Origin of the sequence: Caballeronia sp. SEWSISQ10-4 2 (genome assembly GCF_030464885.1) — a bacterium.
In the GTDB taxonomy this organism is placed as follows: Bacteria; Pseudomonadota; Gammaproteobacteria; order Burkholderiales; family Burkholderiaceae; genus Caballeronia.
The window spans coordinates 18488-44890 of the sequence record NZ_JALPRJ010000015.1 but is presented as its reverse complement, the minus strand read 5'-3'; the positions used below and the strand labels follow the sequence as shown (position 1 = coordinate 44890).

General features: G+C 60.6%; 25 protein-coding genes and 2 pseudogenes. 10 read left to right on the top strand and 17 right to left on the bottom strand.

Annotation, left to right across the window (positions count from 1 at the left end; all coding sequences use genetic code 11):
- Nucleotides 1-123 precede the first annotated feature (123 nt).
- From M0D69_RS12500 to M0D69_RS12480, 5 genes and pseudogenes are all read right to left on the bottom strand, one after another.
- Complete coding sequence (locus M0D69_RS12500; protein WP_301782389.1) at nt 124-999, bottom strand: alpha/beta fold hydrolase; 876 nt, start codon at nt 997-999, stop codon at nt 124-126.
- Between the two features lie 48 nt (nt 1000-1047).
- Nucleotides 1048-3617, bottom strand: a pseudogene (locus tag M0D69_RS12495) (ComEC/Rec2 family competence protein); the annotation flags it as partial.
- 93 nt (nt 3618-3710) lie between these two features.
- Nucleotides 3711-4499, bottom strand: coding sequence for a TatD family hydrolase (locus tag M0D69_RS12490; RefSeq protein ID WP_301782323.1), 789 nt, complete (start codon nt 4497-4499; stop codon nt 3711-3713).
- A 16-nt stretch (nt 4500-4515) separates the two neighbouring features.
- Nucleotides 4516-5223, bottom strand: a complete 708-nt coding sequence (lolD, locus tag M0D69_RS12485; protein ID WP_301782322.1) for a lipoprotein-releasing ABC transporter ATP-binding protein LolD — start codon at nt 5221-5223, stop codon at nt 4516-4518.
- Nucleotides 5216-6469: a lipoprotein-releasing ABC transporter permease subunit gene (locus tag M0D69_RS12480; protein WP_301782321.1), complete on the bottom strand. Its 1254-nt coding sequence runs from the start codon at nt 6467-6469 to the stop codon at nt 5216-5218. The genes lolD and M0D69_RS12480 overlap by 8 nt, the downstream gene beginning before the upstream one ends.
- 429 nt (nt 6470-6898) lie before the next feature.
- Between M0D69_RS12480 and M0D69_RS12475 the strand changes: the two genes are divergently transcribed.
- The 7 genes from M0D69_RS12475 to M0D69_RS12445 all read left to right on the top strand — a co-directional run bounded on the left by M0D69_RS12475 (nt 6899) and on the right by M0D69_RS12445 (nt 14666).
- Nucleotides 6899-7177 carry a type II toxin-antitoxin system RelE/ParE family toxin gene (locus M0D69_RS12475; protein ID WP_301782388.1) on the top strand — a complete coding sequence of 93 codons (279 nt, stop codon included), beginning with the start codon at nt 6899-6901 and terminating at the stop codon, nt 7175-7177.
- Nucleotides 7178-7189: 12 nt separating this feature from the next.
- The gene (locus M0D69_RS12470) at nt 7190-7492 is read left to right on the top strand and encodes a HigA family addiction module antitoxin (RefSeq protein ID WP_301782320.1); all 303 of its coding nucleotides are present in this window, start codon (nt 7190-7192) and stop codon (nt 7490-7492) included.
- A 285-nt stretch (nt 7493-7777) separates the two neighbouring features.
- Complete coding sequence (locus tag M0D69_RS12465) at nt 7778-8887, top strand: regulator (protein ID WP_301782319.1); 1110 nt, start codon at nt 7778-7780, stop codon at nt 8885-8887.
- 46 nt (nt 8888-8933) lie between these two features.
- Nucleotides 8934-10640 (top strand): single-stranded-DNA-specific exonuclease RecJ, encoded by a 1707-nt coding sequence (gene recJ, locus M0D69_RS12460; protein ID WP_301782318.1) that lies wholly within the window; start codon nt 8934-8936, stop codon nt 10638-10640.
- Nucleotides 10641-10755: 115 nt separating this feature from the next.
- A protein-coding gene (prfB, locus tag M0D69_RS12455; RefSeq protein ID WP_301782317.1) for a peptide chain release factor 2 occupies nt 10756-11860 on the top strand; the annotation gives its coding sequence in 2 pieces (ribosomal slippage) (nt 10756-10836 and nt 10838-11860; 1104 coding nt in all).
- 202 nt (nt 11861-12062) lie between these two features.
- Nucleotides 12063-13589 (top strand): lysine--tRNA ligase, encoded by a 1527-nt coding sequence (lysS, locus tag M0D69_RS12450; protein ID WP_301782316.1) that lies wholly within the window; start codon nt 12063-12065, stop codon nt 13587-13589.
- A gap of 315 nt (nt 13590-13904) precedes the next feature.
- A complete protein-coding gene (locus M0D69_RS12445) occupies nt 13905-14666 on the top strand; it encodes a glycine zipper 2TM domain-containing protein (RefSeq protein ID WP_301782315.1) in 762 nt (253 codons plus the stop codon).
- A 94-nt stretch (nt 14667-14760) separates the two neighbouring features.
- Here the strand turns inward: M0D69_RS12445 and iscX are convergent, their stop codons facing one another.
- From iscX to M0D69_RS12395, 10 genes are all read right to left on the bottom strand, one after another.
- Complete coding sequence (gene iscX / locus M0D69_RS12440; RefSeq protein WP_301782314.1) at nt 14761-14958, bottom strand: Fe-S cluster assembly protein IscX; 198 nt, start codon at nt 14956-14958, stop codon at nt 14761-14763.
- Between the two features lie 36 nt (nt 14959-14994).
- A complete protein-coding gene (gene fdx, locus M0D69_RS12435) occupies nt 14995-15336 on the bottom strand; it encodes an ISC system 2Fe-2S type ferredoxin (RefSeq protein WP_301782313.1) in 342 nt (113 codons plus the stop codon).
- Nucleotides 15337-15378: 42 nt separating this feature from the next.
- Nucleotides 15379-17244: a Fe-S protein assembly chaperone HscA gene (hscA, locus tag M0D69_RS12430; RefSeq protein WP_301782312.1), complete on the bottom strand. Its 1866-nt coding sequence runs from the start codon at nt 17242-17244 to the stop codon at nt 15379-15381.
- A 43-nt stretch (nt 17245-17287) separates the two neighbouring features.
- Nucleotides 17288-17812, bottom strand: a complete 525-nt coding sequence (gene hscB, locus M0D69_RS12425; protein ID WP_301782311.1) for a Fe-S protein assembly co-chaperone HscB — start codon at nt 17810-17812, stop codon at nt 17288-17290.
- 123 nt (nt 17813-17935) lie between these two features.
- Nucleotides 17936-18259, bottom strand: a complete 324-nt coding sequence (gene iscA / locus M0D69_RS12420; protein ID WP_047896463.1) for an iron-sulfur cluster assembly protein IscA — start codon at nt 18257-18259, stop codon at nt 17936-17938.
- Between the two features lie 175 nt (nt 18260-18434).
- Nucleotides 18435-18863, bottom strand: a complete 429-nt coding sequence (gene iscU, locus M0D69_RS12415) for a Fe-S cluster assembly scaffold IscU (protein ID WP_047896462.1) — start codon at nt 18861-18863, stop codon at nt 18435-18437.
- 92 nt (nt 18864-18955) lie between these two features.
- A complete protein-coding gene (locus M0D69_RS12410; RefSeq protein WP_301782310.1) occupies nt 18956-20179 on the bottom strand; it encodes an IscS subfamily cysteine desulfurase in 1224 nt (407 codons plus the stop codon).
- A 76-nt stretch (nt 20180-20255) separates the two neighbouring features.
- Nucleotides 20256-20783 carry a Fe-S cluster assembly transcriptional regulator IscR gene (gene iscR / locus M0D69_RS12405; protein WP_301782309.1) on the bottom strand — a complete coding sequence of 176 codons (528 nt, stop codon included), beginning with the start codon at nt 20781-20783 and terminating at the stop codon, nt 20256-20258.
- 151 nt (nt 20784-20934) lie between these two features.
- Nucleotides 20935-21417: a low molecular weight protein-tyrosine-phosphatase gene (locus tag M0D69_RS12400; protein ID WP_301782308.1), complete on the bottom strand. Its 483-nt coding sequence runs from the start codon at nt 21415-21417 to the stop codon at nt 20935-20937.
- 121 nt (nt 21418-21538) lie between these two features.
- Nucleotides 21539-21781 carry a hypothetical protein gene (locus M0D69_RS12395; RefSeq protein ID WP_301782307.1) on the bottom strand — a complete coding sequence of 81 codons (243 nt, stop codon included), beginning with the start codon at nt 21779-21781 and terminating at the stop codon, nt 21539-21541.
- Between the two features lie 280 nt (nt 21782-22061).
- On the opposite strand from M0D69_RS12395, the gene M0D69_RS12390 reads away from it, so the two are divergent.
- Entirely contained in the window at nt 22062-22577 is a 516-nt protein-coding gene (locus tag M0D69_RS12390) for a hypothetical protein (RefSeq protein ID WP_301782306.1), read from the top strand.
- A gap of 185 nt (nt 22578-22762) precedes the next feature.
- Entirely contained in the window at nt 22763-23560 is a 798-nt protein-coding gene (locus M0D69_RS12385) for an IclR family transcriptional regulator (RefSeq protein ID WP_047898287.1), read from the top strand.
- A 94-nt stretch (nt 23561-23654) separates the two neighbouring features.
- On the opposite strand, the gene pbpG is transcribed toward M0D69_RS12385, so the two are convergent.
- Both pbpG and M0D69_RS12375 read right to left on the bottom strand, forming a co-directional pair.
- Nucleotides 23655-24842, bottom strand: coding sequence for a D-alanyl-D-alanine endopeptidase (gene pbpG, locus M0D69_RS12380; RefSeq protein WP_301782305.1), 1188 nt, complete (start codon nt 24840-24842; stop codon nt 23655-23657).
- A gap of 541 nt (nt 24843-25383) precedes the next feature.
- Nucleotides 25384-25503 (bottom strand): annotated as a pseudogene (locus M0D69_RS12375) (histone deacetylase); the annotation flags it as partial.
- Between the two features lie 318 nt (nt 25504-25821).
- Between M0D69_RS12375 and M0D69_RS12370 the strand changes: the two are divergent.
- A complete protein-coding gene (locus M0D69_RS12370; protein ID WP_301782304.1) occupies nt 25822-26394 on the top strand; it encodes a phasin family protein in 573 nt (190 codons plus the stop codon).
- Nucleotides 26395-26403 lie beyond the last annotated feature (9 nt).

Sequence of the window (26403 nt, the reverse complement as noted above, 5' to 3'; positions counted from 1 at the left end):
CTAGGTGCTCGCGGGAAAAACGGATTATACCCGAAAGGAGCCCCGGAACCCAGAGCCGGACGGGGCTGATTTACATCGCGCGGCGGGCCTCGATCGCGGGTTTATCGGCGGCTGGGATGTGGCTTAGACGTTCTCTTGTCGCGGTCCTCGCAGCCCGTTAAGCGTGCGCTGCAATGCGCGCGCCGTTTCCACCGGGTGTTCCATCGGAAACAAATGACTGCCCTCGATCCACTCGAGATGCCCGCCCGCAATACGCCGCGTCATGTCCAGCCCGACCTGCCGCACTTCCTTCGAATGCGTTCCCGCGATAAAACCAACCGGCACCGGCACGCCATGCGCGACCCGCGCACCGAGGGTGCGCGGCAATGTCTTGTAGATGCGGAATTCGACCTCGCGATCGAAAGCGAGCTTGCGGGGGCTATTGATCGGGCTCGCGGCTTCATGCATGCCGCTCATGTTGTTCAGGCCACCCCCGCTGCCCGCCTCCGCCGGAATCGCGAAGTCAATGTAATCCGACAGCATCCGCTCGTCCCAGCGGGCAAAGGCGCTTTTTGCGTGAAAGTGGCGCCACGCGTCTTCCCGGCTCGGCCAGTGCGTACGCCGGTTTTTAGTCGCGGCGGCGGGCGAAAGCCGCGTGTCGAGCCCGGTCCATTGCGATATGCGCAGCAAATTGCTGCGCCAGCCGGCAATCACCGGCGAATCCAGCATCACGACGCCCTTCACCCATTGCGGCCGCTTGAGCGCCGCCATCAGCGACAGATAACCGCCCAGCGAATGCCCGACGAGCCACACTTTCGCGTCGTCCGGGCGCCTGGCGTCGATGTCCTCGAGCAGTTGATCCACCAGATGCGGCCAGTCACGCGTCACCGGGAAGCGCGGATCGTGACCGAAACACTCGACCGCGCGAATCTCGTAGTCGTCGGCGAGTTCGGCGAAGATCGTCCGGTATGTCGATGCGGGAAACCCGTTCGCGTGCGAAAAATGCAGGATGTCTTTCAAGCGCCGTGCCCTCTCTTTCTTAATGTCTCGTGTTCCAAGTCCCGTCCACCGTCCCATCCAGTAGCGCGCGTGCGTCTGCCTGAAACGTTCGATGGAGACCTCCGCGGCGACATCCATACGCGCCGCACCGTCTTCGTCGCTGCGAGACAACTCGATATCACGCAGTCGATACCGCGCGAAAACCGTCGGGTGCGGATGGTTAAAACGGTTGCGGTAGCCTACCTGAAATACTGCGATGCGCGGCTTCGCGGCGTCGAGGAAAGCTTCAGTCGAGGACGTCTTGCTGCCGTGATGCGGTACCACCAGCACATCGGCCCGAAGTAGATCGGCGTCACGTTGCCCGAGTTGCTACAACTGGCGCTCGACGTCGGCTTCAATGTCAGCGGCCAGCAGCGCCGAGCGCCCCGCGGCGCTCGTCACGTTCAGCACGCATGAAGTCGCGTTCGGTTTGGGCGCGAGCGGTCCGCCCGGCGGCCACAGCACGTCGAAAACCACGCCGTCCCATTGCCAGCGCTGCCCCGCGACGCAGCGCAACAAAGCGCTGCCACTTTCATGTGCCGCTCTCCACAGCGCCTCGCGCGGGCGCAACGACGCCAGGAATTGCCGGACGCGAATACTCTCCAGCACCGCGGGCGCACCGCCTGAGTGATCGGAATCGAAATGGCTGACCATCAGGGTGTCGAGGGTGAAAAGGCCGCGGGCGAACAGGTATGGCACGACGATGCGTTCGCCCGCGCGGGTGGATTCGGGACCCGGGCCGGCGTCGAACAGCAAGGTGTGATGCATGGTTTCGACGACAATGGCAGAACCTTGGACGATGTCCAGCGCCGTCACGCGAAACGCGCCGTTTGGCGGCGCGTGTGACACAGGGAACGCCAGCGGCAACCACGTCAGCGGCGCGGCGAACCGCAGTGGCCAGCCGCGGGGAGCAAGCGCCCATATCACCCCGAACGCCGCCGCTGCAAGCGCAAAACCGTCCGGCTGCGGCAAACGCCAGAGGGTCCATGCCGGTCCCGACAAATGGGCGAGCGCGTCGAACATCGGGGTTAATAAGCCATGCGCGGCGCGGTACGCAAGTACGTCGAGCGGCGCTGGCAGCAAGACAGCCACGAGCACTACAGGCGTGACAAGAAAGCTGATCCACGGAATAGCGAACGCGTTGGCGAGCGGTCCCAGCAATGGAATCTGGAAGAACCAGTACGCGGTGAGCGGCGCAAGACCGATCGTTATTGCGTACTGCACGCGCGCGCTGGATGCGATTGCGCGGCCGATACGCCGGATCGTGCGTTTGAGCCACGCGAGCAGACGAATGCCGATTCGCCGGGTCACATCGCCAAGGCGATCGCGAATCTGGAGGCGTGGCCGAACTTCAGTTTCGTCGCCGGGTTCGCTCGAGGTTGGATCCTCGTTTGCCTGAGGTACCGCGAATTCCTCCGCGAATCCGACCGATGCCCTGCGTCCCCGCGATGCAATCGCGAACAGGATTGCCGCCACGGCGCAGAACGACAGCCAGAATCCCGCCGCCGTCACGGCCCACGGATCGGCGAACAGCACCAGCGCCACCGCCAGCGCCCACGCGAGCGCCAGAGAAGACGCAGGCCGCCGGCCGCTCAGTACCGCGAGCGCGACGAAACACAGCATCCACATCGACCGTTGTGCGCGGACGTTGAAGCCCGCGAGCGCTGCGTAGAACGCGGCAAATACCGCCGCGCCGGCCGCTGCCGCTTTTTGCGCGGACACGATCAGCGGTGCGGGCAACCCGCGCCAGCGGACACGTCGCCATAACCCGCCGCTCAAAAGCGCCGCGAGGCGCGCGACAAAGCCACTGTGCAGCCCGGAAATTGCCACGAGATGACTCGTGCCCGTCGCGCGCAGCAAGGTCCAGTCGGCGTCGCTGACGACGTCTTGCGCGCCGACCGCCAGCGCCACCACGATTCCTCGATGCGGCGCGCCGTCGAGCGACGTTAGAACCCTTTCGCGTAACCGCGCACGCCAGCGGTCGATCGTCAGCGCAAAGCCATGTGCGTCCGTGGGCAATCGCCGCGCCGCACCCGGCGCCGATACGTAACCGGTCGCGCGAATATTGCGGGCAAGCAGCGCCGCTTCGGCATCGCGGCCACGAAAATTTGCGTTGCCAAACGGACGTTTTAATCGTGCGACCAGCGTCCATCGCTGACCGGCACACAGAGCAGGCGGCGGCGCGGCGGCAGGACCGCGTTTGGATGCATCGACGGCCATCCACGACAGTTGCACGACACGCGCAAAGTTCGTCAACGCGGCATCGTTCGATTCGGCTTCAAACAGGAACCGTGTGCCGTCGGCGCCTTGTAGCGGCAATCCGCGCACGAACCCGGTCAGCTCGATATTGCGATTCTCGAACGCGACGGGCAACGCGCGCTGCAAGCGCGTGTCCGCTCGCCAGGCGGCATAACCGAAACCGACAACAAACGCAGCCGCAATCATCGATACCGCGCGAAACTGGTGGAAGCAAAACGCGAGCGCGCAGACAAGCCCAAGCATGAGCACAAGCGCGCACACAATACATATACGCCCGGCAACGCGGCCTGTTGCTGCAAGCACGCGATTCCCAGCGCAAAGCCGATCAAGATACCTCGCACGCCCGCTCCTCAAAAACCCGACGCGAGCGCAAACGCATCGAAGGGAGAAACGGTCCCTTCAATGCCTGCAATCGAATGAAAACGAGGAACTGATTATGCGGAAATAAGGCCGAGCCGCGGCAACGCGGCGTGCGCGTTAGCCGTTGTGCCTAGAGAAAGCGTTTCTCTGTCGATGCCGCGCAATTCTGCAAGCACCCGCGCGATACCGGGCACCTGATCCGGCGCATTGCGATGCTTGTAGAGCCATGAAGGCGCGATATCGGGTGCATCGGTTTCGAGCACGATCGCGGCCAGCGGCAACTCTGCGGCCAGACGTCGAATCTGGCGTGCGCGTTCGAAGGTGAGATTGCCGCCGAAACCCAGGCGCATGCCTTGTGCGATGAACGCTTCGGCCTGCTGAAAACTGCCGTTGAACGCATGCGCGATACCGAGCTTGACGGAAAACATGCGCAGGCCCTTGAGCACTTTGTCCTGCGACTTGCGCACATGGCAGATCACCGGCAAATCGAAATCACGCGCGAGCTTGAGCTGCTCAAAATAGAAGAAAGTTTGACGCGCATCGTCGAGGCCGGGTACGAAATAATCCAGCCCGATCTCGCCGATACCCACAAAACGCGGATCACCCATGCTCGCGGCAATCTGCTCGCGCAACACGCGCAGATCGTCGTCCTGCGCACGCGGCGTGAACAAAGGATGAATGCCGAGCGCGTAAGCCCCCCCTTCAATCCGGTGCGCAAGCTCGCGCACGCGGTCGAAGTTCTCGCGCTCCACGCCCGGAATCACGATCCGCTGCACACCCTCTTTCAACGCCGATGCCGCGACGTCATCGCGGTCGGCATCGAACTCGGATGCATCGAGATGGCAGTGGGTATCGATCCACATGAAACCTCCTCGGCGGTTAAACGGGAACGACCGGCTCCTCGAACAGCACGCCGTCGCGCAAGCGCATGATCCGGTCGCAACGCGCGGCGAGATCGGGATCGTGCGTGACGATCACGAAGCTCGTTTCCAGCGTCTCCGACAACTCCAGCATCAAGTTGAACACAGTGTCCGCGGTGGCGCCGTCGAGATTGCCGGTCGGCTCATCGGCGAGCACGCATGCCGGATGCGTGACCAGCGCGCGGGCGATTGCCACGCGCTGACGCTCGCCGCCCGACAGCTCGCCCGGGCGATGTTTTGCCCGATGGCCGATACCGACGCGCTCGAGTATCGTCATGGCCTGCTCGCGTGCATCGGCTTCGCTCAGGCGGCGAATCCGCAGCGGCATGGCGACGTTATCGAGCGCGCTGAATTCGGCCAGCAAATGATGGAACTGATACACGAAACCCAGCGCGCGATTGCGCAGCTCGTTGCGTTCGCGTTCGCGCAATGCGGTGAACGGTTTGCCCAGCAGTGAAACCTTGCCGGCGCTCGGTTCATCGAGACCGCCGAGCACGTGAAGCAACGTGCTTTTCCCCGATCCCGACGCGCCGACGATCGCCAGCTTCTCACCGCGCCGGACCTGCAGTTCCGCGTTGTCCAGCACTTGCACGTTGAAGCCGCCCTGCACGAAAGTCTTCGAAATCGCCGATGCTTCCAGCACGATGCCGTTGTTGTTATCACTCATAGCGCAACGCCTCCGCCGGACGAACCTTCGCGCCGCGCCAGCTCGGATAGAGCGTCGCGAGCGATGACAATACGAAAGCGATAAGGCCGATCCGCGCGACGTCGGCGGGGACGAGTTCAGACGGCAATTCGCTGATGAAATATACCGATGGCGGCAGGAACTGCACGCCGATCAAATGCTCGATCATGGGCACGAGCCACGGAATGCTCCACGCGATAAGACACCCCAGCGACACGCCGATCGCCGTGCCAATGAAGCCAATCGTCACGCCCTGGATCACGAAAATCTTCATGATCGAACCGGGCTGCGCGCCCAGTGTCCGAAGAATGGCGATGTCCGCTTGTTTGTCGGTCACGGTCATCACCAGCGACGACACCAGATTGAACGCCGCCACCGCAATAATCAGCGTCAGGATAATGAACATCATGCGTTTTTCGATCTGCACGGCCGAGAACCAGGTCTTGTTCTGCTGCGTCCAGTCGCGGATATAAAGGTCGCCGGAAAGCGTCCGCGACAGTTGCCGCGCGACTTCCGGTGCACGCTGCATGTCCTTCAGCTTTAAGCGCACGCCCGACGGCGCGGGCAGCCGGAACAGCGCCTGCGCATCGGCGATGGAAATCAGCGCCAGCGTGGAGTCGTATTCATAGTGTCCCGACTCGAACACGCCGACCACGGTGAACTGCTTGAGCCGCGGGAGCATGCCCGCCGGCGTGATCGTGCCTTCGGGTGCGACGAGCGTGATCTTGTCGCCCGTGGTCACGCCGAGATTGGTCGCCAGATCCGCGCCCAGCACAATGCCGAAGCTGCCCGGCACGAGATCGGTGAGCTTGCCGCCCCGCATCTCCTTGCCAATATCGGAGACTTGCGGTTCCAGCGACGGCTCCACGCCTCGCAACGCCACGCCGCTGACGGCGCCTTGCCGCGTCAGGAGGGCCTGCGCATCCACATACGGCGCCGCGCCAATCACCTGCGGATTCTTGCGCGCTTCCTGCGCGGTCAGTTGCCAGTTGGGCATGGACCCGGTCGGCGAGAATATCTCGACGTGCGCCAGCACGGACAGCATGCGGTCGCGGACCTCTTTCTGGAACCCGTTCATCACCGAGAGCACCACGATCAGCGCGGCGACGCCGAGAGCGATGCCGGCCATCGATACCAGCGCGATGAACGAGATGAAACCGTTGCCGGTGGTGCGTTTGCCGGCGCGGGTATAGCGCCAGCCGATCTGCCATTCATAGGGAAGTTTCAAGCGATTCCTTTTCAGCGTTCTAACGTTCTTCGATCTTTACATCGCGCAATCGACGCGCAGCTGAACCTTGCGACTTGCGCCATTTTTATAACCTGACCCTGTCGATCCAGGGTGGCAATAACAACGCCTTCTCAATCCATACCGCATCGATCAAGCGCGAGCCGGACACACCGGTCGTCTGCGATCAAGCGCGAAGTTTGCCACACAATTCTTAGCCACTCCTTTAGCCCGGATGACGTGGCGAAGCGAAGAACGACGGCGCAAGCCACCATGCTGGCCATTCGGACGATTTCGCGCGCGAATGTCGCAGTTCATACTCGCCAGACTCACCCACACGGCAATCTGCCTTCGAAAACACAGCCTCAGCCGTTGCAACGGTTCATCACACAACCCTTGACGTATTACGTCAAACGTTATACGATAAACATAATGATACGAACGTTCCGATGCAAGGACACTCAAGCACTTTACGAAGGCGGAGCGCCAAAACGGTTTCGGGCAATCGCTGATGTCGCGATCAGAAGGCTCAGTGCACTGGACGCCTCAGTAGAACTGCGCGATCTGAAATCGCCGCCCGGCAACCGGCTCGAATCCCTTTCGGGCGACCGGCGCGGTCAGCTCAGCGTCAGGATCAACGGCCAATGGCGCGTTTGTTTCAAATGGACGACGAAGGGTCCGGTCGACGTCGAAATCATCGACTACCACTGAATAGGGAAGCACATGTCCAAGAACGGCATGCGTCCGGTTCATCCGGGCGAGGTATTGCGGGAAGATTATCTGGTTCCGCTTGAAATGAGCGTGAACGCACTGGGGCTGGCGCTGAACGTGCCCGCTACGCGTCTGCATGAAATCGTGAAGGAACGGCGCGGCGTCACGGCCGACACAGCCTATCGCCTTGCACGCTACTTCGACTCAACGCCTGAGTTCTGGCTGAATCTCCAAGCCATGTATGACCTGAAAACATTGCCAACGCGCAGTGAAATCGATCGCAAGGTCGAACCGCGCGAGTTGTCGCGGACGTAATGCGCAATGCACGTAATGCATCAAACCGGCCTGTAGGAACGATGCGCGGCGCCCTGACTCCGGGTGTTGCGCAAGGCCTTCGGACCTGAATCGGCGACCTGTCCGCGAGCGCTGGAATTCGCACCGGCATGCAACAGGCGCACCTCGACCGCTACAGCGCGGCTTCCGCTTTGGAGGAGTCCGGCACCAACTTCCCGTTTCCGGCAGCTATCCGCGGATTACGCGTTACGCGTCGCTATGAGGCAAAGGGCAAGCACCCGGAAAACACCGGGTCTTTGCCATACAATGCCCAGCATCATGCCCACGCACAAGCTCCCCGATCTTCACCTTCTCTTACCGTTCGCGCTGCCATCGGCTGCGGATGCCGCCACTGCGCTGCACAAGCTGGACCGTCCCGCACTCGACCGCCTGCTTGCCCGCGCGACGCTCGATGAGCGCGTGATCGGCGAAGATTTCCAGCGCACGCTGCCGCACGAACGCTGGATTGCGCGGCAATTCGGCGTGGTGAATGAAGCTCCCGGGCGAGCCACCGACGAAGCGCCGCTCGCACCCTATATGTTGCTCGCCGACGGCGGGACGCCAGGCGACGCTATCTGGGCATGCGTCGAACCGGTGCACGTGCGGATTGCGCGGGACCATCTGGTGCTGATCGATCCGGCGACGCTGGGTATCGACGATCACGAAGCCCGTACCCTCTTCGATGTCGTCAAGCCGTTGATAGAAGACCTCGGATTGACCATCCAGGCGCCGCAACCGGTGCGCTGGTACGTCGCGGGGTCGAATCTCGGCACGTTGGCGGGCGCGTCGCCATTGCGTGCGAGCGGGCGCAACATCGAAATCTGGTTGCCGCATGAAGCCGGCACCGGCGAACGCTCGCGGGCCTGGATGAAGCTGCAGAACGAAGTGCAGATGGCGTGGTTCGAACATCCGCTCAACGAAGCGCGTGAAGCGCGTGGCCTGCCCGCGATCAATTCCATCTGGCTGCACGCGCAAGGCGCGTTGCACAGCGTGACGAGTCCGTTCGCGCGGGTGATGTCAAACGCAGCGGCCACACGCGGCCTCGGGCTCGCCGCCGATGTCGTCCCGGAAACGCCACCCGCATCGTTCGCGGCTTTTGGCGCCGGGCAACCCCAAAGCGAAGGCCCTGTGCTCGTCGAGCTCGATTCATTCTCCGCGCCGTTCATCGAACAGGACTGGGCGCGCTGGAACGACGCACTCGGCACGCTGGAGCGCGACTGGTTCGCGCCCGCCCTCGCCGCGCTCGAAAATGGCACGCTCGGCACGTTGCGCCTGACTTTGTGCAGCGACACCGGCTCGGTGTCGCTGACCGTCACGCGCGGCGCGTTGCGCAAATTCTGGCGGCGGCGTCCGATTGCTGCTTTATTTATCGAATGAGTTATCGAACAAAGCGAATGAAACGAATGCTCACCGGCCTGTCCGCATGACCCGAATCGTCACCCGTGCGCCCTCTCCCGCCGATGCCGCCGTCCTCGTGCGACATGGCGTTCATCCCGTCATTGCACGGCTGTATGCATCGCGTGGCGTGTGTTCGCCGGACGAGATCGAAACCGAGCTGAAGAAATTGCACGCGCCCATCGGGCTGAAAGGCTGCGATGAAGCCGCCGTCGTTCTCGCCGATGCGCTCGCGGCGAAACGCCGCATGCTGGTCGTGGCCGACTACGACTGCGACGGCGCAACCGCCTGTGCCGTCGCGGTGCGCGGCTTGCGGATGTTCGGCGCGCAGATCGATTACCTGGTGCCGAACCGTTTCGAATACGGCTATGGGCTGACGCCGGAGATCGTCGCGCTGGCGGCTAGCCGGGCGAGCGGGAAACCCGATCTGCTGATCACCGTGGACAACGGCATTGCCAGCGTGGACGGCGTCGAGGCGGCGAATGCGCTCGGCATCGACGTGCTGGTGACCGATCACCATTTACCCGGCGACGACTTGCCGCCGGCGCGCGCGATCGTGAATCCGAACCAGCCGGGTTGCACGTTTCCAAGCAAGTGCATTGCGGGCGTGGGCGTGATTTTCTACGTGCTGCTGGCATTGCGGGCGGAGTTACGCCGTCGCAATGCCTTCACTGATATCGCTCCCGAACCGCGTCTGGACGGTCTGCTCGATCTGGTGGCGCTGGGCACCGTCGCCGACGTCGTGAAGCTCGATCCGAACAACCGGATCCTGGTCGCGCAGGGGTTGAAGCGGATTCGCGCGGGGCGGATGCAGCCGGGGATCGCGGCGCTGTTTCGCGCGGCGGCGCGCGATGCGCGCGCCGCGTCGGGGTTCGATCTGGGTTTTGCGCTCGGGCCACGGCTGAATGCGGCGGGACGGTTATCGGATATGTCGTTGGGAATCGAATGTCTGATCACCGATGACATCGGCCGCGCGTGGGAATTGGCGCAGCAACTGGATTCGATCAATCGCGAACGACGCGAGATCGAGGCCGGGATGCAGGAGCAGGCGCTTGAAGAACTTGCCGATATCGATCCAGCAGATTCCGCCACGCTGACGCTGTTTAATCCGGCCTGGCACCAGGGTGTGATCGGGATTGTCGCGGGGCGGTTGAAGGAGAAGTTTCACCGGCCGTCGTTCACGTTTGCTCATGCCGATGAGAGCGGGGTTTTATCGAAGGGATCGGGGCGGTCGATTCCCGGGTTCCATCTGCGCGACGCTGTCGACCTGATTTCCAAGCGCGAGCCCGGGATGATCGTGAAATTCGGCGGTCACGCAATGGCCGCAGGGATGACGATCGTAACCGCCGATATCCCACGCTTTGCTGCGGCGTTTGAGGCCGTTGGGCGGGAGTGGCTGACATCGGATGCGTTGTCGCGGGTGGTCGAGACCGATGGCGAGCTCGAGGACGCCTATTTCACGCCGCAGTTTGTCGAACTGATCGATGGCGCGGTTTGGGGGCAAGGGTTTCCGGCGCCGGTGTTTTCCGGGGAGTTCGAGGTTGCGTCGCAAGCGCTGGTCAAGGACAAGCACCTGAAGCTGCAATTGCGGCGCGGGCAGCAGCGGTTCAACGCCATCTGGTTCAATCATACGGAAACGCTTCCGGCCCGCACGGTCGTGGCGTATCGGCTGGTTTCCGATACCTGGAACGGCGTGGCCCGCGTACAGATGATCGTCGAGCATGCGCTGGGGTAACGCCGGGGTAACGTGTAGCACCGCCCCCCAGCGCCCGCGGCCTTCCCCGCCCAGCGCGCCTTCCTCCTTAAGCTATAATTTCCCTCTTACTCAAAAAACCCAGAAAACGATCGAAATGGAAGCGGAACGTCTAAACGCAATCGAGAACCTCCTCGCCGACCTGCGCCGTCGCGCCGGCGAGCTCCGGGGGTATCTTTGACTACGACGCCAAGGCCCTGCGCCTCGACGAAGTCAACCGGGTACTAGAAGACCCGAACGTCTGGAACGACTCGAAAAACGCCCAGGCTCTGGGCCGCGAGAAAAAGCTGCTGGACAACGTCGTCACGACGATCACGGACCTCGATAACGATCTGCGCGACACGCAAGATCTCTTCGACATGGCCCGCGAAGAAAACGACGAAGACACGCTCGTCTCCTGCGAAGCGGACACGGCGGCGCTCCAAAAACGCGTGGAAGACATGGAGTTCCGCCGGATGTTCTCGAACCCGGCCGACCCGAACAACTGCTTCATCGATATCCAGGCCGGCGCCGGCGGCACGGAAGCGTGCGACTGGGCGGCAATGCTGATGCGCCAGTACCTGCGCTATTGCGAACGCAAAGGCTTCAAGACCGAAGTGCTGGAAGAATCCGACGGTGACGTCGCCGGCATCAAGAGCGCGACCATCAAGGTGGAAGGTGAATACGCCTACGGCTTCCTGCGCACCGAAACGGGCGTTCACCGCCTCGTGCGCAAGTCGCCGTTCGATTCATCGGGCGGACGCCATACGTCGTTTTCTTCGATCTTCGTGTATCCGGAAGTCGACGACTCCATCGAAATCGATATCAATCCGGCTGACATTCGCACCGACACATATCGCGCGTCCGGCGCGGGCGGCCAGCACATCAACAAGACCGATTCCGCCGTGCGCCTGACTCACGCGCCGACCGGCATTGTCGTGCAGTGCCAGAACGACCGCTCGCAGCACCGTAACCGCGCCGAAGCCATGCAGATGCTGAAAGCGAAGCTCTACGAGTTCGAAATGCGCAAGCGTCAGGTCGAACAGGACAAGCTCGAATCGAGTAAAACCGATGTGGGCTGGGGTCACCAGATCCGCTCCTACGTGCTCGATAACAGCCGTATCAAGGACCTGCGGACCAACGTGGAAATCAGCAATACGAAAGCCGTGCTCGACGGCGACCTGGACGATTTCATCGGCGCAAGCCTTAAACAGGGCGTATAAGCGAACGGCGCGGCTTCGGCCGCGGCGTCCTTAATGCGCCGCCGCGCCAGCCACGCCGTATCGTCTCGCTTGGACTCCCTTAGCAACGTATTGCAGCATTGCATCGCTAATATTTGCGACCATCCGTGTGGCCTGTGTTTCGCCGTTGTCGTTCACATCCCACGACCCAGCCGCATTCATCGCACTCACAGCCAAACACATCATGACCGAACCGACTCAGCCGGGCGCCGTTCCCGAACTGGAAGAAAACCAGATCCTCGCCGAGCGCCGCGACAAACTCCGTGCGCTGCGCGAGCAGGGAAACGCGTATCCGAACGATTTCCGTCCGACGCACCAGGCCGCCGCGCTGCAATCCGGCTACGCCGACAAAGACAAGGAAGCGCTCGAAGCCGAGCCGCTGCAAGTCGCCATCGCGGGCCGGATGATGTTGAAACGCGTGATGGGCAAAGCAAGTTTTGCGACGGTGCAGGACGGCAGCGGCCAGATCCAGTTCTTCATCACGCCCGCCGACGTCGGCCAGGACGTCTACGACGCGTTCAAGAAATGGGATCTCGGCGACATCATCGCGTCAAAGGGTGTCCTGTTTCGCACGAACAAGGGCGAGCTGTCGGTGCGATGCACGGAACTGCGCCTGCTGACGAAATCACTGCGCCCTCTTCCCGATAAATTCCACGGCCTCGCCGATCAGGAAATGCGCTATCGCCAGCGTTATGTCGACCTGATCGTGACGCCGGAAACGCGCCAGACCTTCCTCGCGCGCACGAAGGCGTTCGCCTCGATCCGCAGTTTCATGGCGAAGGCGGATTTCATGGAAGTGGAAACGCCGATGCTGCACCCCATTCCCGGCGGCGCTGCAGCGAAGCCGTTCGTCACGCATCACAACGCGCTCGACATGCAGATGTTCCTGCGTATTGCGCCCGAGTTGTATTTGAAGCGGCTGGTGGTCGGCGGCTTCGAGCGCGTGTTCGAGATCAACCGGAATTTCCGTAACGAAGGGGTGTCGCCGCGACACAACCCCGAGTTCACGATGATGGAGTTCTACGCCGCGTACACGGACTACACGTGGATCATGGACTTCACTGAAGAGCTGATCCGCCAGGCTGCCATCGACGCGCGCGGCAACGCGAACATCGTGTATCAAGGGCGTGAACTGGATTTATCGAAGCCGTTTCACCGGTTGACGATCTGCGAGGCCATTCAGAAATATGCGCCGCAATACACGAACGAACAACTCGCCGATGCCGCGTTCCTGCGCACTGAGCTGAAGAAGTTCGGCGTCGATGCTTCGCAGCCGCAGTTCCTGAATGCGGGCGTGGGCGCATTGCAACTCGCGCTGTTCGAGGAAACCGCGGAGTCGCAATTGTGGGAGCCGACGTTTATCGTCGACTATCCGCTGGAAGTGTCGCCGCTTGCGCGGGCATCCGATACGGTCCCGGGGATCACGGAACGCTTTGAGTTGTTCATTGTGGGACGTGAGATCGCGAACGGCTTCTCGGAGCTGAACGATCCGGAAGATCAGGCCGCGCGTTTCCAGAAACAAGTCGACCAGAAAGATGCCGGCGACGAAGAAGCCATGTTCTACGACGCCGACTATATTCGCGCGCTGGAACACGGCATGCCGCCGACGGGCGGCTGCGGGATCGGTATCGACCGCTTGGTCATGCTGCTCACCGACAGCCCGAGCATTCGCGATGTCATCCTGTTCCCGCATCTGCGCCGCGAAGACTGATTTTCGTGCGGTGATGGCGAGTTTGTAAAAAAGGCGCTTTCGCGCCTTTTTTACGTCCTGACGTGTAGCGCAGATTGTAACTTTTGGTAAAAACCGCCGGGCAAGGCTACCGGGCCAGGCGTATCCGGTCTGGAAAACCCTTACAAAACAAGGCCGCACGGTGCTGGTCTTTCCCGGTGCACTTCTTGCGTTGAATGGTTGCCTGAAAACGTTACAAATTGACAAACCTTACGCTTCGATTTGTCCGACACTGCTTTCGTGAAGCAACGTCACATCCAGTAACGTCATACTCTGCCTTGAGACGGAGGTCCAAAAATGGATAACAGCAACAACAATATGACCACACCAAATTCACCGAATCCTGGCGCTCCGCGCGACCGCAAGATTCATCCGCTGGTCGCGACCGCCGCGGGTGCGGTCATTATCGCGAGTCTCGCTGCTACGGCAGCCGTTACCGGCCTGTTTCCGAAAGCGTCAAGCACGTCGCCGCTGAACGACCAGACCCAGGCGGCACAAGTCGCCACGCAACCCGCGCAACCGGTTGCCCCCACAGCAGCTCAACAGCAGCAGGCGCAGCAGGATCAACTCGCCGAACAGCAAGCACAGCAGCAAGCACAACAGCGCGCGGCAGCTTTGGCAGCGCAGCAGCAACAACAGCAACAGCCGGCGCCTCAGGTGGCGCAACAGCCGCCTGTACAGCAGCCCAACTACGCACAGCAGCCACAACCGGCGCAACCCGCCTATTGCTCGACCTGCGGCACGGTAGAGGCAATCTCGGCTGTGAAGCATGAAGGCCAGGGAACCGGTATCGGCGCGGTAGGTGGCGCGGTGGCGGGTGGTCTTATCGGTAATCAGTTTGGACGTGGGGGCGGTCGTACCGGCATGACGATCCTTGGCGCGCTCGGCGGTGGTCTGGGCGGCAATGCGATCGAAAAACACATACGCAGCACAACCGATTATTCGGTGCGCGTGCATATGGAAAACGGCAAGACGCGTTACTTCACGTATCACGAGGCGCCGCCGTTTAGCCAGGGTCAGCGCGTGCGTATCGAAAACGGCGCACTGGTCGCGGGCTGAGTTGTAGTCCGGGTTCAAGCCAGGCCATAAAAGCAAAACGGCGATTCCTGACGGAATCGCCGTTTTGCTTTGTCTGCAGTAAGCTGCGCCAGACTTAATAATCCGCGTCTTCAATCCACGCCGCCTGGATCGCTTCGAGAATCTTCTCGTTGGACCTCTCGGGGTCGTCGTCAAAACCCGGCAACTCCATCACCCAGCGATGCAAATCCGTAAATCGCACGAATTGCGGATCGACGCTCTGATGCGCGTCGGTCAGTGCCATCGCGATATCCTGCGTGTCTGTCCACTTCATGGCAAGCGCTCCTGTCTCGTGGTCGCTGATTTAAGCTCAGTGATTCTCTTTGGCGTGGTTGATGGTGTAGCGCGGGATCTCGACTACCAGATCCTCGTCGGCGGGAACCATCGCCTGACATGATAACCGCGACGTCGGCTCAAGTCCCCAGGCCTTGTCGAGCAAATCGTCCTCGTCTTCTTCCGACGGCACAAGCGCGTTGAAACCCTCACGAATGATCACGTGACACGTCGTGCACGCGCACGATTTTTCGCACGCATGTTCGATCTCGATGCCGTTCTCCAGCAAGTTGTCGCAAATGCTCTTCGACATATCCGCGTCAATCACCGCACCATCCGGACACAACTCGACGTGGGGTAATACTACGATCTGAGGCATGAATTCTTTCCGTTCTTTGTACGTGAGGGGCTCGGCGAATGATCAGACTTCGTCCAGCCTGCGGCCGGCAAGCGCGCGGCGAATGCTTTTGTTCATGCGGCGGGCCGCGAATTCATCGGTGGCTGCGGCAAGTTCCTTCGTTGCCGCTTCGATGGCATCGACGCTGTCGCCGTTCGTGACGGCCGCAAGCTTGACGATCAGCGCCTCGATGTTCGCGCGCTCCGCTTCATCCAGCAGTTCGCCGTCCACGCCAAGCGCCGCCTGCGATGCTTCCACCAGACGCTGCGCGTCGACCTGCGCCTCGCGCAGCGCGCGGGCGCGCATGTCGACTTCGGCGGTCGTGAAGCTTTCCTCCAGCATGCGGGCGACTTCGTCGTCGGCGAGACCATAGGAAGGCTTCACTACCACCGACGCCTCTACACCCGACAGTTGTTCGCGCGCGAACACGGACAGCAAACCGTCCGCGTCCACCTGATACGTCACGCGGATGCGCGCAGCGCCTGCGGCCATTGGAGGAATACCGCGCAATTCAAAGCGCGCAAGCGAACGGCAGTCGGAGACAAGCTCGCGCTCGCCTTGCACGACGTGGATTGCCATCGCCGTCTGGCCGTCTTTGAACGTGGTGAAATCCTGCGCGCGCGCGACCGGAATGGTCGAGTTGCGCGGGATGATTTTCTCGGTCAACCCGCCCATGGTCTCAACGCCGAGCGACAGCGGAATGACATCGAGGAGCAGCCAGTCATCGCCCTCTCCGCGACGATTTCCCGCCAGCAGATCCGCCTGGATCGCCGCACCGAGCGCCACGACCTGATCCGGGTCGAGGTTGATCAAAGGCGGCTGGCCGAAATACGTTTCCACAGCGCGGCGGATCACCGGCATGCGCGTGGCACCGCCGACCAGCACCACGCCCTTGATCTCGGACGGCGAGACCTTGGCGTCGCGCAAGGCCTTGCGCGTGGGGGTCAGCGTGCGGGCGACCAGCGCCTCGGTCAGCGTGGCGAAATCGCCTTCGGTGATCGTAAAGTCGATCTGTTGGCCGTCCGACAACGTGAGCTGAATTGCAGCCTCTGGCGCATCGGACAGCGCCTCTTTCGCCGTTCGCACGCGGTCCAGCAGCAAACGCACGTCTTCCGGCGCGGCCGGCGTCACCTTCGCTTTGACCAATACGTGCCGATACAGCGCCGCATCGAAATCATCGCCGCCGAGCGCGGAATCGCCGCCCGCCGCGAGCACTTCGAACACGCCCTTCGTGAGCTTGAGAATCGACAGGTCGAAAGTGCCGCCGCCCAGGTCATACACGGCGTACAAACCCTCCGATGCATTGTCCAGCCCGTACGCAATCGCCGCGGCGGTCGGTTCGTTCAGCAAGCGCAACACGTTCAGACCAGCGAGTTTTGCCGCGTCTTTCGTGGCTTGCCGCTGGGCTTCATCGAAGTAAGCAGGCACCGTGATCACCGCGCCGACGAGTTCGTCGGCGAGCGTGTCTTCCGCGCGATACCGCAGCGTGGCCAAGATTTCCGCCGATACTTCCACCGGGCTTTTGACGCCATCGATCGTGCGAATCTGCACCATGCCCGGCGCATCGACGAAATCGTACGGCGCGTTCTCTGCCCCTTCCACGTCGCTCTTGCCGCGGCCCATGAAGCGTTTCACCGACACAATCGTGTTGCGCGGATCGAGCGCCGCCTCCTCCTTCGCCACGCGGCCGATACGCCGGCCGCCCTTCTCCAGATACCGGACCACCGACGGCAGCAGGTAATGGCCGTCTTCGTCGGGCAGCACTTCGGCCACGCTGTTGCGCACGGCGGCCACCAGCGAATTGGTCGTACCGAGATCGATGCCCACGGCTACCCGCCGCTGATGCGGCGCCGGAGCCATGCCGGGTTCTGAAATTTGCAGTAAAGCCATTGTTGATCTATTGGGGGTTGGTGTCGTCTGGTTTTGGTCGAACTTAATCGAGCCTCTCGATCTGCACGCCGATCTCGCTCGCCACGCGTTCGATAAACATCAGCTGGCGCACGGCTTCGCTCGCAGCCTGATCCGAGTGGCTATCGATCAACGCCGCCAGTTTCTCGAAGCGAATACGTTCCTGATCGCGGAGTTCATCGAGTAAAGCCTCCAGCGCGCCAAGATTCCTGGCGTCCGCCGCGTCCTCTATATTCTCGCGCCATTCCATCTGCTGCATCAGGAAAGCCGGCTCCATGGCGGTGTTGTTCTCCGCGTCGGCATGCACGCCGCGCAGCGACAACATATAAGTCGCCCGTTTCAGCGGGTCGCGCAGCGTCTGATACGCCTCGTTCGCGCGCGTGGCCCACTGCATCGCGATGCGTTTTTGCGCGTCGCCAGCGGCGGCAAAACGATCGGGATGGACCTGCGCCTGCACCGTGCGATACGCGTCGTCGAGCGTTTTTGCATCGATGGCGTAAGTCGGCGGAAGGTCGAACAGATCGAAGTGACTGTCGTTGAGCGTTGCCATAGGAACAATGAGCAGAAGCAGGAAATTAAGCGGAAGTCGGTAAAGTTCGAAGCAAACTTTGAAAAGCAGCGGCGCTAAAGAAAAAGGCGGCACGCGCCGCCTCTTTTCTGTTCTTGTGCAACGCTATACGCGAAACGATTCGCCGCAACCGCACTCGTCTTTCACGTTCGGGTTATTGAACTTGAAACCTTCGTTGAGCCCTTCGCGCGCAAAATCCAGTTCGGTGCCATCGATATAAGCCAGGCTCTTCGGATCGACAATGATCTTCACGCCCGCCGACTCGAACACCTGGTCTTCAGGCGCGAGTTCGTCCACATACTCGAGCTTGTAAGCCAGGCCCGAGCAGCCGGTCGTGCGCACGCCAAGACGCAGGCCGACGCCCTTGCCGCGTCGAACCAGATACTTCTGCACGTGCTGTGCTGCCTTGTCCGTCAACGTGATTGCCATAGTCTCTCTTCAGCAGCCGCTCGTCCGGAGTCAATCTCTTCTCCGGTCGCGTGCTGCAACCTTGCTTTGAATCGAAAACCAGAGCGCTCGAGCCAACTATTGCCGAAGCGCCCTTCCCAAATACTGCGGATCCCTGGATCCCTATTCCAAATACTGCGGATCCCTGGATCCCTATTTACGCGGCGTGTTGCTTCGCTTCAACCGGAGCAGCTTCTGCTGCGCCCGCGCCATGACGTTGCTTGTAATCGGCAACGGCGGCCTTGATTGCGTCTTCAGCCAGGATCGAACAGTGGATCTTCACCGGCGGCAGCGCCAGTTCTTCAGCGATATGCGTGTTCTTGATGGTCAACGCCTGATCCAGTGTCTTGCCCTTCACCCACTCGGTCACAAGCGAGCTGGAGGCAATAGCCGAACCGCAGCCGTACGTCTTGAACTTCGCATCTTCGATCACACCATCCGCGCCTACGCGGATTTGCAGCTTCATCACGTCGCCGCATGCCGGCGCGCCGACCATGCCGGTGCCCACCGTGTCGTCGTCCTTGCCGAACGAACCGACATTGCGCGGGTTTTCGTAGTGGTCCAGAACCTTGTCGCTATAAGCCATGATCAAACTCCTTCAATTCGTATGCGTGTGCGTTCGCGTGTGTGTTCTAACGTGAGCGCAATTGAGCCGCCATCAAGCGGCCCGACAAGCGCTTAATGCGCAGCCCACTGGATCGATGAAATGTCGATACCGTCTTTATGCATTTCCCAAAGCGGCGACAGATCGCGCAACTTCTGGATCTTGCCCTTCAGCAAGTTGATCACGTAATCGACGTCCTGTTCGGTCGTAAAGCGGCCAACCGTAAAACGGATCGAGCTGTGCGCGAGTTCGTCGTTGCGGCCGAGCGCCCGCAGCACATAAGACGGCTCCAGCGAAGCCGACGTACATGCCGAACCCGACGACACCGCCACGTCCTTGACCGCCATGATCAGCGACTCGCCTTCCACGAAGTTGAAGCTGATGTTGAGGTTATGCGGCACACGGGCTTCCATGTCACCGTTCACATAAACCTCTTCCATGTCCTTCAAGCCGTTGAGCAAGCGATCGCGCAACATGCGCACACGCTCGTTTTCGACGGCCATTTCTTCACGCGCAATCCGGAAAGCCTCGCCCATGCCGACGATCTGATGCGTGGCCAGCGTGCCCGAACGCATACCGCGCTCGTGACCGCCGCCGTGCATTTGCGCTTCGATACGAATCCGCGGCTTGCGGCGTACGAACAACGCGCCGATACCCTTCGGACCGTAAGTCTTATGCGCCGAAAACGACATCAGGTCGACTTTCTGCTTTTGCAGATCGATCTCGATCTTGCCGGTGGCCTGCGCTGCATCGACGTGAAACACAATGCCCTTCGCACGCGTGATCTCGCCGATCGCGGTCACGTCCTGGATCACGCCGATCTCATTGTTCACGCTCATCACCGAAACCAGGATGGTGTCCGGACGGATAGCTGCCTGAAGCTTGTCCAGGTCGAGCAAACCGTCGTCCTTCACATCCAGGTACGTGACTTCAAAGCCTTCGCGTTCGAGTTCACGGCAGGTGTCGAGCACAGCCTTGTGCTCGGTCTTCACCGTGATGATGTGCTTGCCTTTGCTCTTGTAGAAATGCGCCGCGCCCTTGATGGCGAGGTTGTCCGATTCGGTTGCACCCGACGTCCAGATGATTTCGCGCGGGTCGCAATTGACCAGCTTCGCGACGTTCTCACGCGCTTCCTCGACCGCCCGCTCCGCGTCCCAACCGTATTGGTGGCTACGCGACGCCGGATTGCCGAACTGCTCGCGCAAGTACGGAATCATCTTATCCACCACGCGCGGATCGACAGGAGTCGTCGCGCTGTAGTCCATGTAAATGGGCAGGTGGGGAATGTCATTGTTCATCAGTTGCTCCGGGGATTTAACTCAATTGGCTCGTTCAAGGCGAGACGGCCGCGTCTAACCAGCTACGCGGCAGCCGTCAGCCGGCCAGGTTGAAAACGGAATTCGGTCCTTTCGGCGCCACGCGCACAGGCTCCACGCCCGCCGATTCGGCACGGCGATCGCGCAATACCGCCGGCGATCCATCGCGCGCACGCTGCTGGTCGACGAGGTCTTTCAGCGAGACCGAGTCGAGGTACTCGACCATCTTCTGATTGAGCGTGGACCAGAGTTCGTGGGTCATGCAGTGGCCGTCATGCTGCTTGGTGCCTTCGCAAGCACCCTTGCCACCACATTGCGTGGCGTCGATAGGCTCGTCCACCGCAATGATGATGTCCGCCACCGTCACGTTCTCGGCACGGCGAGCAAGATTGTATCCACCGCCCGGACCGCGCACCGACTCGACAATCTCGTGCCGGCGCAACTTGCCGAACAATTGTTCGAGATAGGACAACGAGATATGCTGGCGCTGGCTGATTCCTGCCAGCGTCACCGGGCCCTGCTCCTGGCGCAATGCCAGGTCGATCATCGCCGTGACAGCGAAACGGCCTTTCGTGGTGAGTCTCATAATTTGTAAGCTACCGGGGGCTACCGCTAATACTTGATGAGTTTGCTCAAGTATAAATAGCCTACGGATTTAGTCAAGTATCCGCAGGCATTTTCTTAGGAATTTGCTGAGAACATTGCACCTATTGAAACTTGCTGGCGAGCGCGGCGCATCAGGTCACCAACTGCGTACGAAGTGCCTTCAGCAAGCCTTCGCAGGCATCCTCACACTGGTCGAGCACACGCTCGAAACCTTCGTCGCCGCCAAAATACGGGTCGACCACCACGCGGCTGTCGTCGCGGGTCGCGAATTCCATCAGCAACCGGATCTTGTCGCGATATTCCGGCGGACACGCTTCGGTCAGCGCGACAGCGTTGGCGTCGTCCATCGCGATGAGCAGATCGAAGCGCGCGAAATCTTCAGCACCGATCTGCCGCCCGCGCAGCAGCGACAAGTCATAACCCCGCTTCCTTGCGGCGCGCTGGGCACGCTCGTCGGGCGGCTGGTCGATATGCCAGTTGCCGGTACCGGCCGAATCCACAACGATCTTGTCCGAGAGCTTCGCCCGGCTCACCTGATGCAGCATCACGGCTTCGGCGCTCGGTGAACGGCAGATGTTGCCAAGACACACGAAACATACGGCGATAGTGTTCATCGGGTTCCAGACATCGTTTGGCTTGAGCGCGGCTGGGTTCCGCCGGCTCGACCAAACGAATCCGCGCGAAGCAGTCCCGAATTATACAAAAGACGGCGTTTGCGCGCCCGGACGGCTCCTTTTAGAACGTCTGCGAAACAGCCGTCGCCGACGAGCCGTTGGGCTGCCGATAAGCATTGGCGCCGTTATCGAAGTCGACAAATCCCAGCGAAATCGCACGCGCAAATTCGGCGCTGACACTCGCGGCACTTTGCGGATGGGGTGCGCCGGCGCCGGAAACCGGGTGGATCGCGTGGCAGTAGCCGGCGAGTACGAGCGGCACGAGCATCGCAACGGGCCAGTAGGTCGATATTGTCTTTTTCATTTTCAAACCCCTTCTCAGGTCCTGTGGACTGACGGGCCCACTTGCGGACACTCAAATTTTAAGGGTTTGCCCGAAGCTCATAAAGGTGCCGCAGCACAAAGCATTGTTGCAGCCCTGTCAACAGCGCATACCGCGTCAACGTTGTATGCGCAGCCAATGAGCGATTTCTGCCACTTTCACTCTGTTACTCCGGAGATAAAACTTTACAAACTTCTTGCGACATCCGGTCCGCGAAACTGTCAGATACGGTAATCAGTCAACGAACGCCTTCTCGCTCATTATGAAACTCGCAGTTACAGGTTTGATCCTCGCGTCGTCCGCCCTCGTGGCGGGCTGTGCCGTCTACCCGGACGGCACGCCCGCTTACGCGAATGGCGGCTACTACTCCGCGCCCGCCTACCCCGCTGGCTATGAACCAGCCTACGGCTATGGAGGTCCGGTGGTCCAGTCGGGCGTGATCATCGGTGGAGGCGGCGGATATTACGGCGGTCCCGGCCCTCGTTATTGGAACGATGGCCCCGGTTATTATCGTGGCCGGGGTGATCGGGACGGCGACCGCGGTCACGGTGGTGATCGTGGTGGTGATCGCGGCGGCAATGGGGGCGGCGATCGCGGCGGCCACGGTGGACAACAAGCTGGCGGTCCGCAAGGCGGCAGGCCGCCGCAGCAGCAGGCGGGCAATCCGGGCGGGCCACCCGCACCCGCGCCGCAAGCGCAGGCACGCGGGTCCTCGCCGTATATCGGCCGTTCGAACTGGGGCAAGGCGTCGCCGCAACAACCCGAGAATAACCACTGAGGCCGCTACCGCGGCTTCGTTGACGCTCTCAAAGCCGTCCGCAATCTTTCGGATTCCGGGCGGTTTTTATCGTCTGCGGAAAACCGGAATTACGCAGCCGAGCATGAGGCCGGATCTTTCGCACTTTTCACAATACGAGATACAATCATTATTCCGCTGATTGACGTATCAACTGATTTTCTCCAATGAGCGATACGAACCCGGAATCCAGAACGTCCATACAGGTGATCGAGCGCATGATGCGCCTGCTCGACGCGCTCGCTGCGCACACCGACCCCGTCAGCCTGAAAGAACTCTCGCAGAGCACGTCGCTGCATCCGTCCACCGCGCATCGCATCCTGAATGACATGGTGACGTGCCGTCTGGTCGACCGCTCCGATCCCGGCACGTACCGGCTGGGCATGCGCCTGCTGGAGCTCGGCAACCTGGTGAAGGCTCGGCTCTCGGTGCGCGAGGCCGCCATGCCGCCCATGCGCGAACTGCATCGGCAAACTGGCCAGACGGTCAATCTCTCCGTGCGCCAGGGCGATGAGATCGTCTATATAGAGCGCGCTTATTCGGAACGCTCCGGCATGCAGGTCGTGCGGGCGATCGGCGGACGTGCGCCGCTGCATCTGACGTCGGTGGGAAAGCTCTTTCTCGCCGCCGATGAATCCTCCCGCGTACGCGCCTACGCTACGCGGACAGGCCTGTCCGGGCACACGCAGAACAGCATTACGGATATCGGCAAGCTCGAGCGCGAATTGTCGTTCGTACGCAGCCAGGCGTGCGCCCGCGATAACGAAGAACTGGAATTGGGCGTGCGCTGCATCGCCGCAGGTATCTACGACGACACCGGGCGGCTCGTTGCGGGCCTGTCTCTTTCGGCACCCGCGGACCGGCTGCAAGACTCATGGCTGAATCAACTGAGCGGCACCGCGCTGGAAATTTCGCGCTCGCTCGGATATCGCCCGGAACCCAGTGCCGATTCGCAGCAGCGCTAGATTTTTGTTTTGAACGGGCAACAAAAAGCCGGCTTTATCGTTTTGATAAAGCCGGCTTTTTTAATGCCCTTCGATACTAATACTCAAACGATCCTCAGGTACCGCCACCGCCGGCATCGGCGCTGGTGATATGCGGCTCGCCAGCGGTTTCGGTCTCGAGGAAACCGCGCAAACGGCCGGCATCGGCGAAACGCGAGTACTTGCCCGACGAATCCAGCAAGACCATCACGACCGGACGACCATGAATGGTCGTCTGCATCACCATGCATTCGCCTGCTTCGTTAATGAAGCCGGTCTTCTGCAAGCCGATTTCCCAGCTCGGATTGCGGATCAGCGCATTCGTGCTGTTGTAGGCCAGATTCCGCTTGCCAGTGAACACGTCATAGCTGCGATCGGTCGAGAACTTGCGAATCAGCGGATATTGATAGGCCGCGTTCACCATCTTCACGAGATCGCGGGCACTCGAAACATTCTGACTCGTCAACCCGGTCGAATTCTCGAAGTGCGTATCGGTCATGCCGAGCATCTTCGCTTTGGCGTTCATTGCAGCGATAAAGCCAGCACGCCCATTCGGGTAATAACGCGACAACGCCGCGGCCGCGCGATTTTCCGACGCCATCAGCGCGATATGCAGCATGTCTTCGCGGTTGAGCTCAGAGCCGACCGAAAGACGCGAACCCGTGAATTTCTCGTAGTCGCGATCTTCGTCGGTGACGGTGATGTCTTCGGTCAGCGGCGCCTTCGAGTCGAGCACGACCATGGCAGTCATCAGCTTGGTGATCGAAGCGATGGGCACGACGGCGCGCGAGTTTTTATCGAACAGCGTTTCCGCCGTATTCTGGTCCACCACGTACGCGACGCTCGAGCGCAACGCGAGACTGTCCGGCGTGTCGTGCAGGCCGAAAGCCTGGCCGACGGTCGGCTGACGCGGCTGGAAAGCCACCGAACGCACTGCAGCACGGCGGCCGTGCGCGTCCATCCGGTAACTTACGCGATGCCGGCGCGCGGCGCGCGGCACCTCTTCATCTTGCGCAGCGGCGACGGGAGCAAGCTTGGCTGAGCGTGCCGAAACTTTCGATGACTTAACGGTTTTAGGCTGCGGCGCCACAGCGGCGCCCTTGGCCAGTTTCTTGGTGGATTTCGAGGTTGTGGTCTTGGCAAAAGCGTCGACCGGTGCGACCGCGAAAGACGTCGCGAGCGCCACCGACACGGCGACCGACAGCGCGGTGCGGACCGCAACGCCGTGGATCACCCTGAGCGACGAAAACATTTCGGTTTTCATTAGTGTTCTGTTCTGGACCGGCGAAAGAGTGTCGCCAGTGTAGTAAAGCTTCGAAAAATTAGCAATATTAAGCACTTATCCGCACTACTTAAACCGCTTTGTAAGCCGCGATTTATGAGAACGAACAAGTTCTGAGTTCCGATCGTAAAAAATCATCGCCGATGCCGCAATCGTTTTGATTGCCACACGCTGTTGCCGGACTCTGCCTATCAACGTGATATCGGCAATAGTTGGTAAGACTTGAGGGTGGGGTTTTGATCCCTTCCTCAAGAAAAAAATTTCACTAATGGCGTGGACGACGACAGGAAACGATGCTTTTCGGCAAGACATGCCGATTCTCAACCGACATTTCGACCGGCCTCGAAAGTTTTTGTTCACGCAAACTTTGACGAAGTCAGTCGATCTGGAATGTTAACGTCGGGTTAACACATTTGGTTTACTGAGTTTCAAACCGTTTCAAATGAATTTCGCCGAAAAGTGCGCGCCGGGCACCGTTGCGCTGCGTCCGGCGGCGTATGCAACGGCAACGTCGATATCACGTCAGTTCGACATCGGGCAGTTCAGCCGGCGCCCTCTCGCGAAGAAGGTAATATTTTTGCGCCGGAAACCGGTGGTCATCCGGCAGCGGCAACATCAAACGGTCATCATAAAAAGCTCTCATTCGAAACGAAATTCCACTTTTCCGGAACCGGGTTCGGTACTTCGGAACCGTTTGCGTCCTTCGCCCCAAGCTGGTGCAGCTTATCTCGAAATGTAGTTCCACTACACAGAAGTCGGCCCATAAGCCTTTGTTTAATAAGCAATCGTACAATGTTGCGGCGCACAAAAATGTTCTTGACATCTATCGGAATATGCCTAAAATAGGTTCCATGTTGCGACGCACCAACGGCTGATCGCCTCATACGGTTTCCGGATTTCCGGGCGCCGCCAAAAACCCACGACCCGCGCTGATGATGGGTCGATTCTTTCAGGAGCTGATATGACCCTTTTGACCCCGGAACAATTCGCCGCCGCTAATAAAGCTCAGTTCGACACCCTCTTCGGTCTGACGAACAAGGCATTTGAAGGCATGGAAAAGCTGCTTGAGCTGAACCTGCAAGTCGTGAAGTCGACGCTGGCCGAAAGCCAGGAAAACGCGCAGCGCGTGTTGTCGGTGAAAGATGCGCAAGAACTGCTCGCACTGCAAGCTAGCCTGGCTCAGCCGGTCGCAGAAAAGGCGCTGTCGTATGGCCGCCATCTGTATGAAATCGCATCGTCGACGCAAGCTGAATTCGCCCGTGTCGCTGAAGAGCAGTACGAAGACCAGAACCGCAAGGTGCAAACGCTCGTCGAAAACGTCGCGAAGAACGCACCGGCAGGTTCGGAAACGGCTGTCGCCGTGATGAAGTCGGCCATCACCGCCGCCAACACCACGTACGAAACGATCCACAAGGCAAGCAAGCAAGCTGTCGAGATCGCGGAAAGCAACTTCAACGCAGCCGCTACGGCCGCCACGAAGGCTGCATCGCAAGCTACGGCTCAAGCTTCGCGCGCCACCAAGAAGACTGTTTAAGCGTATTCG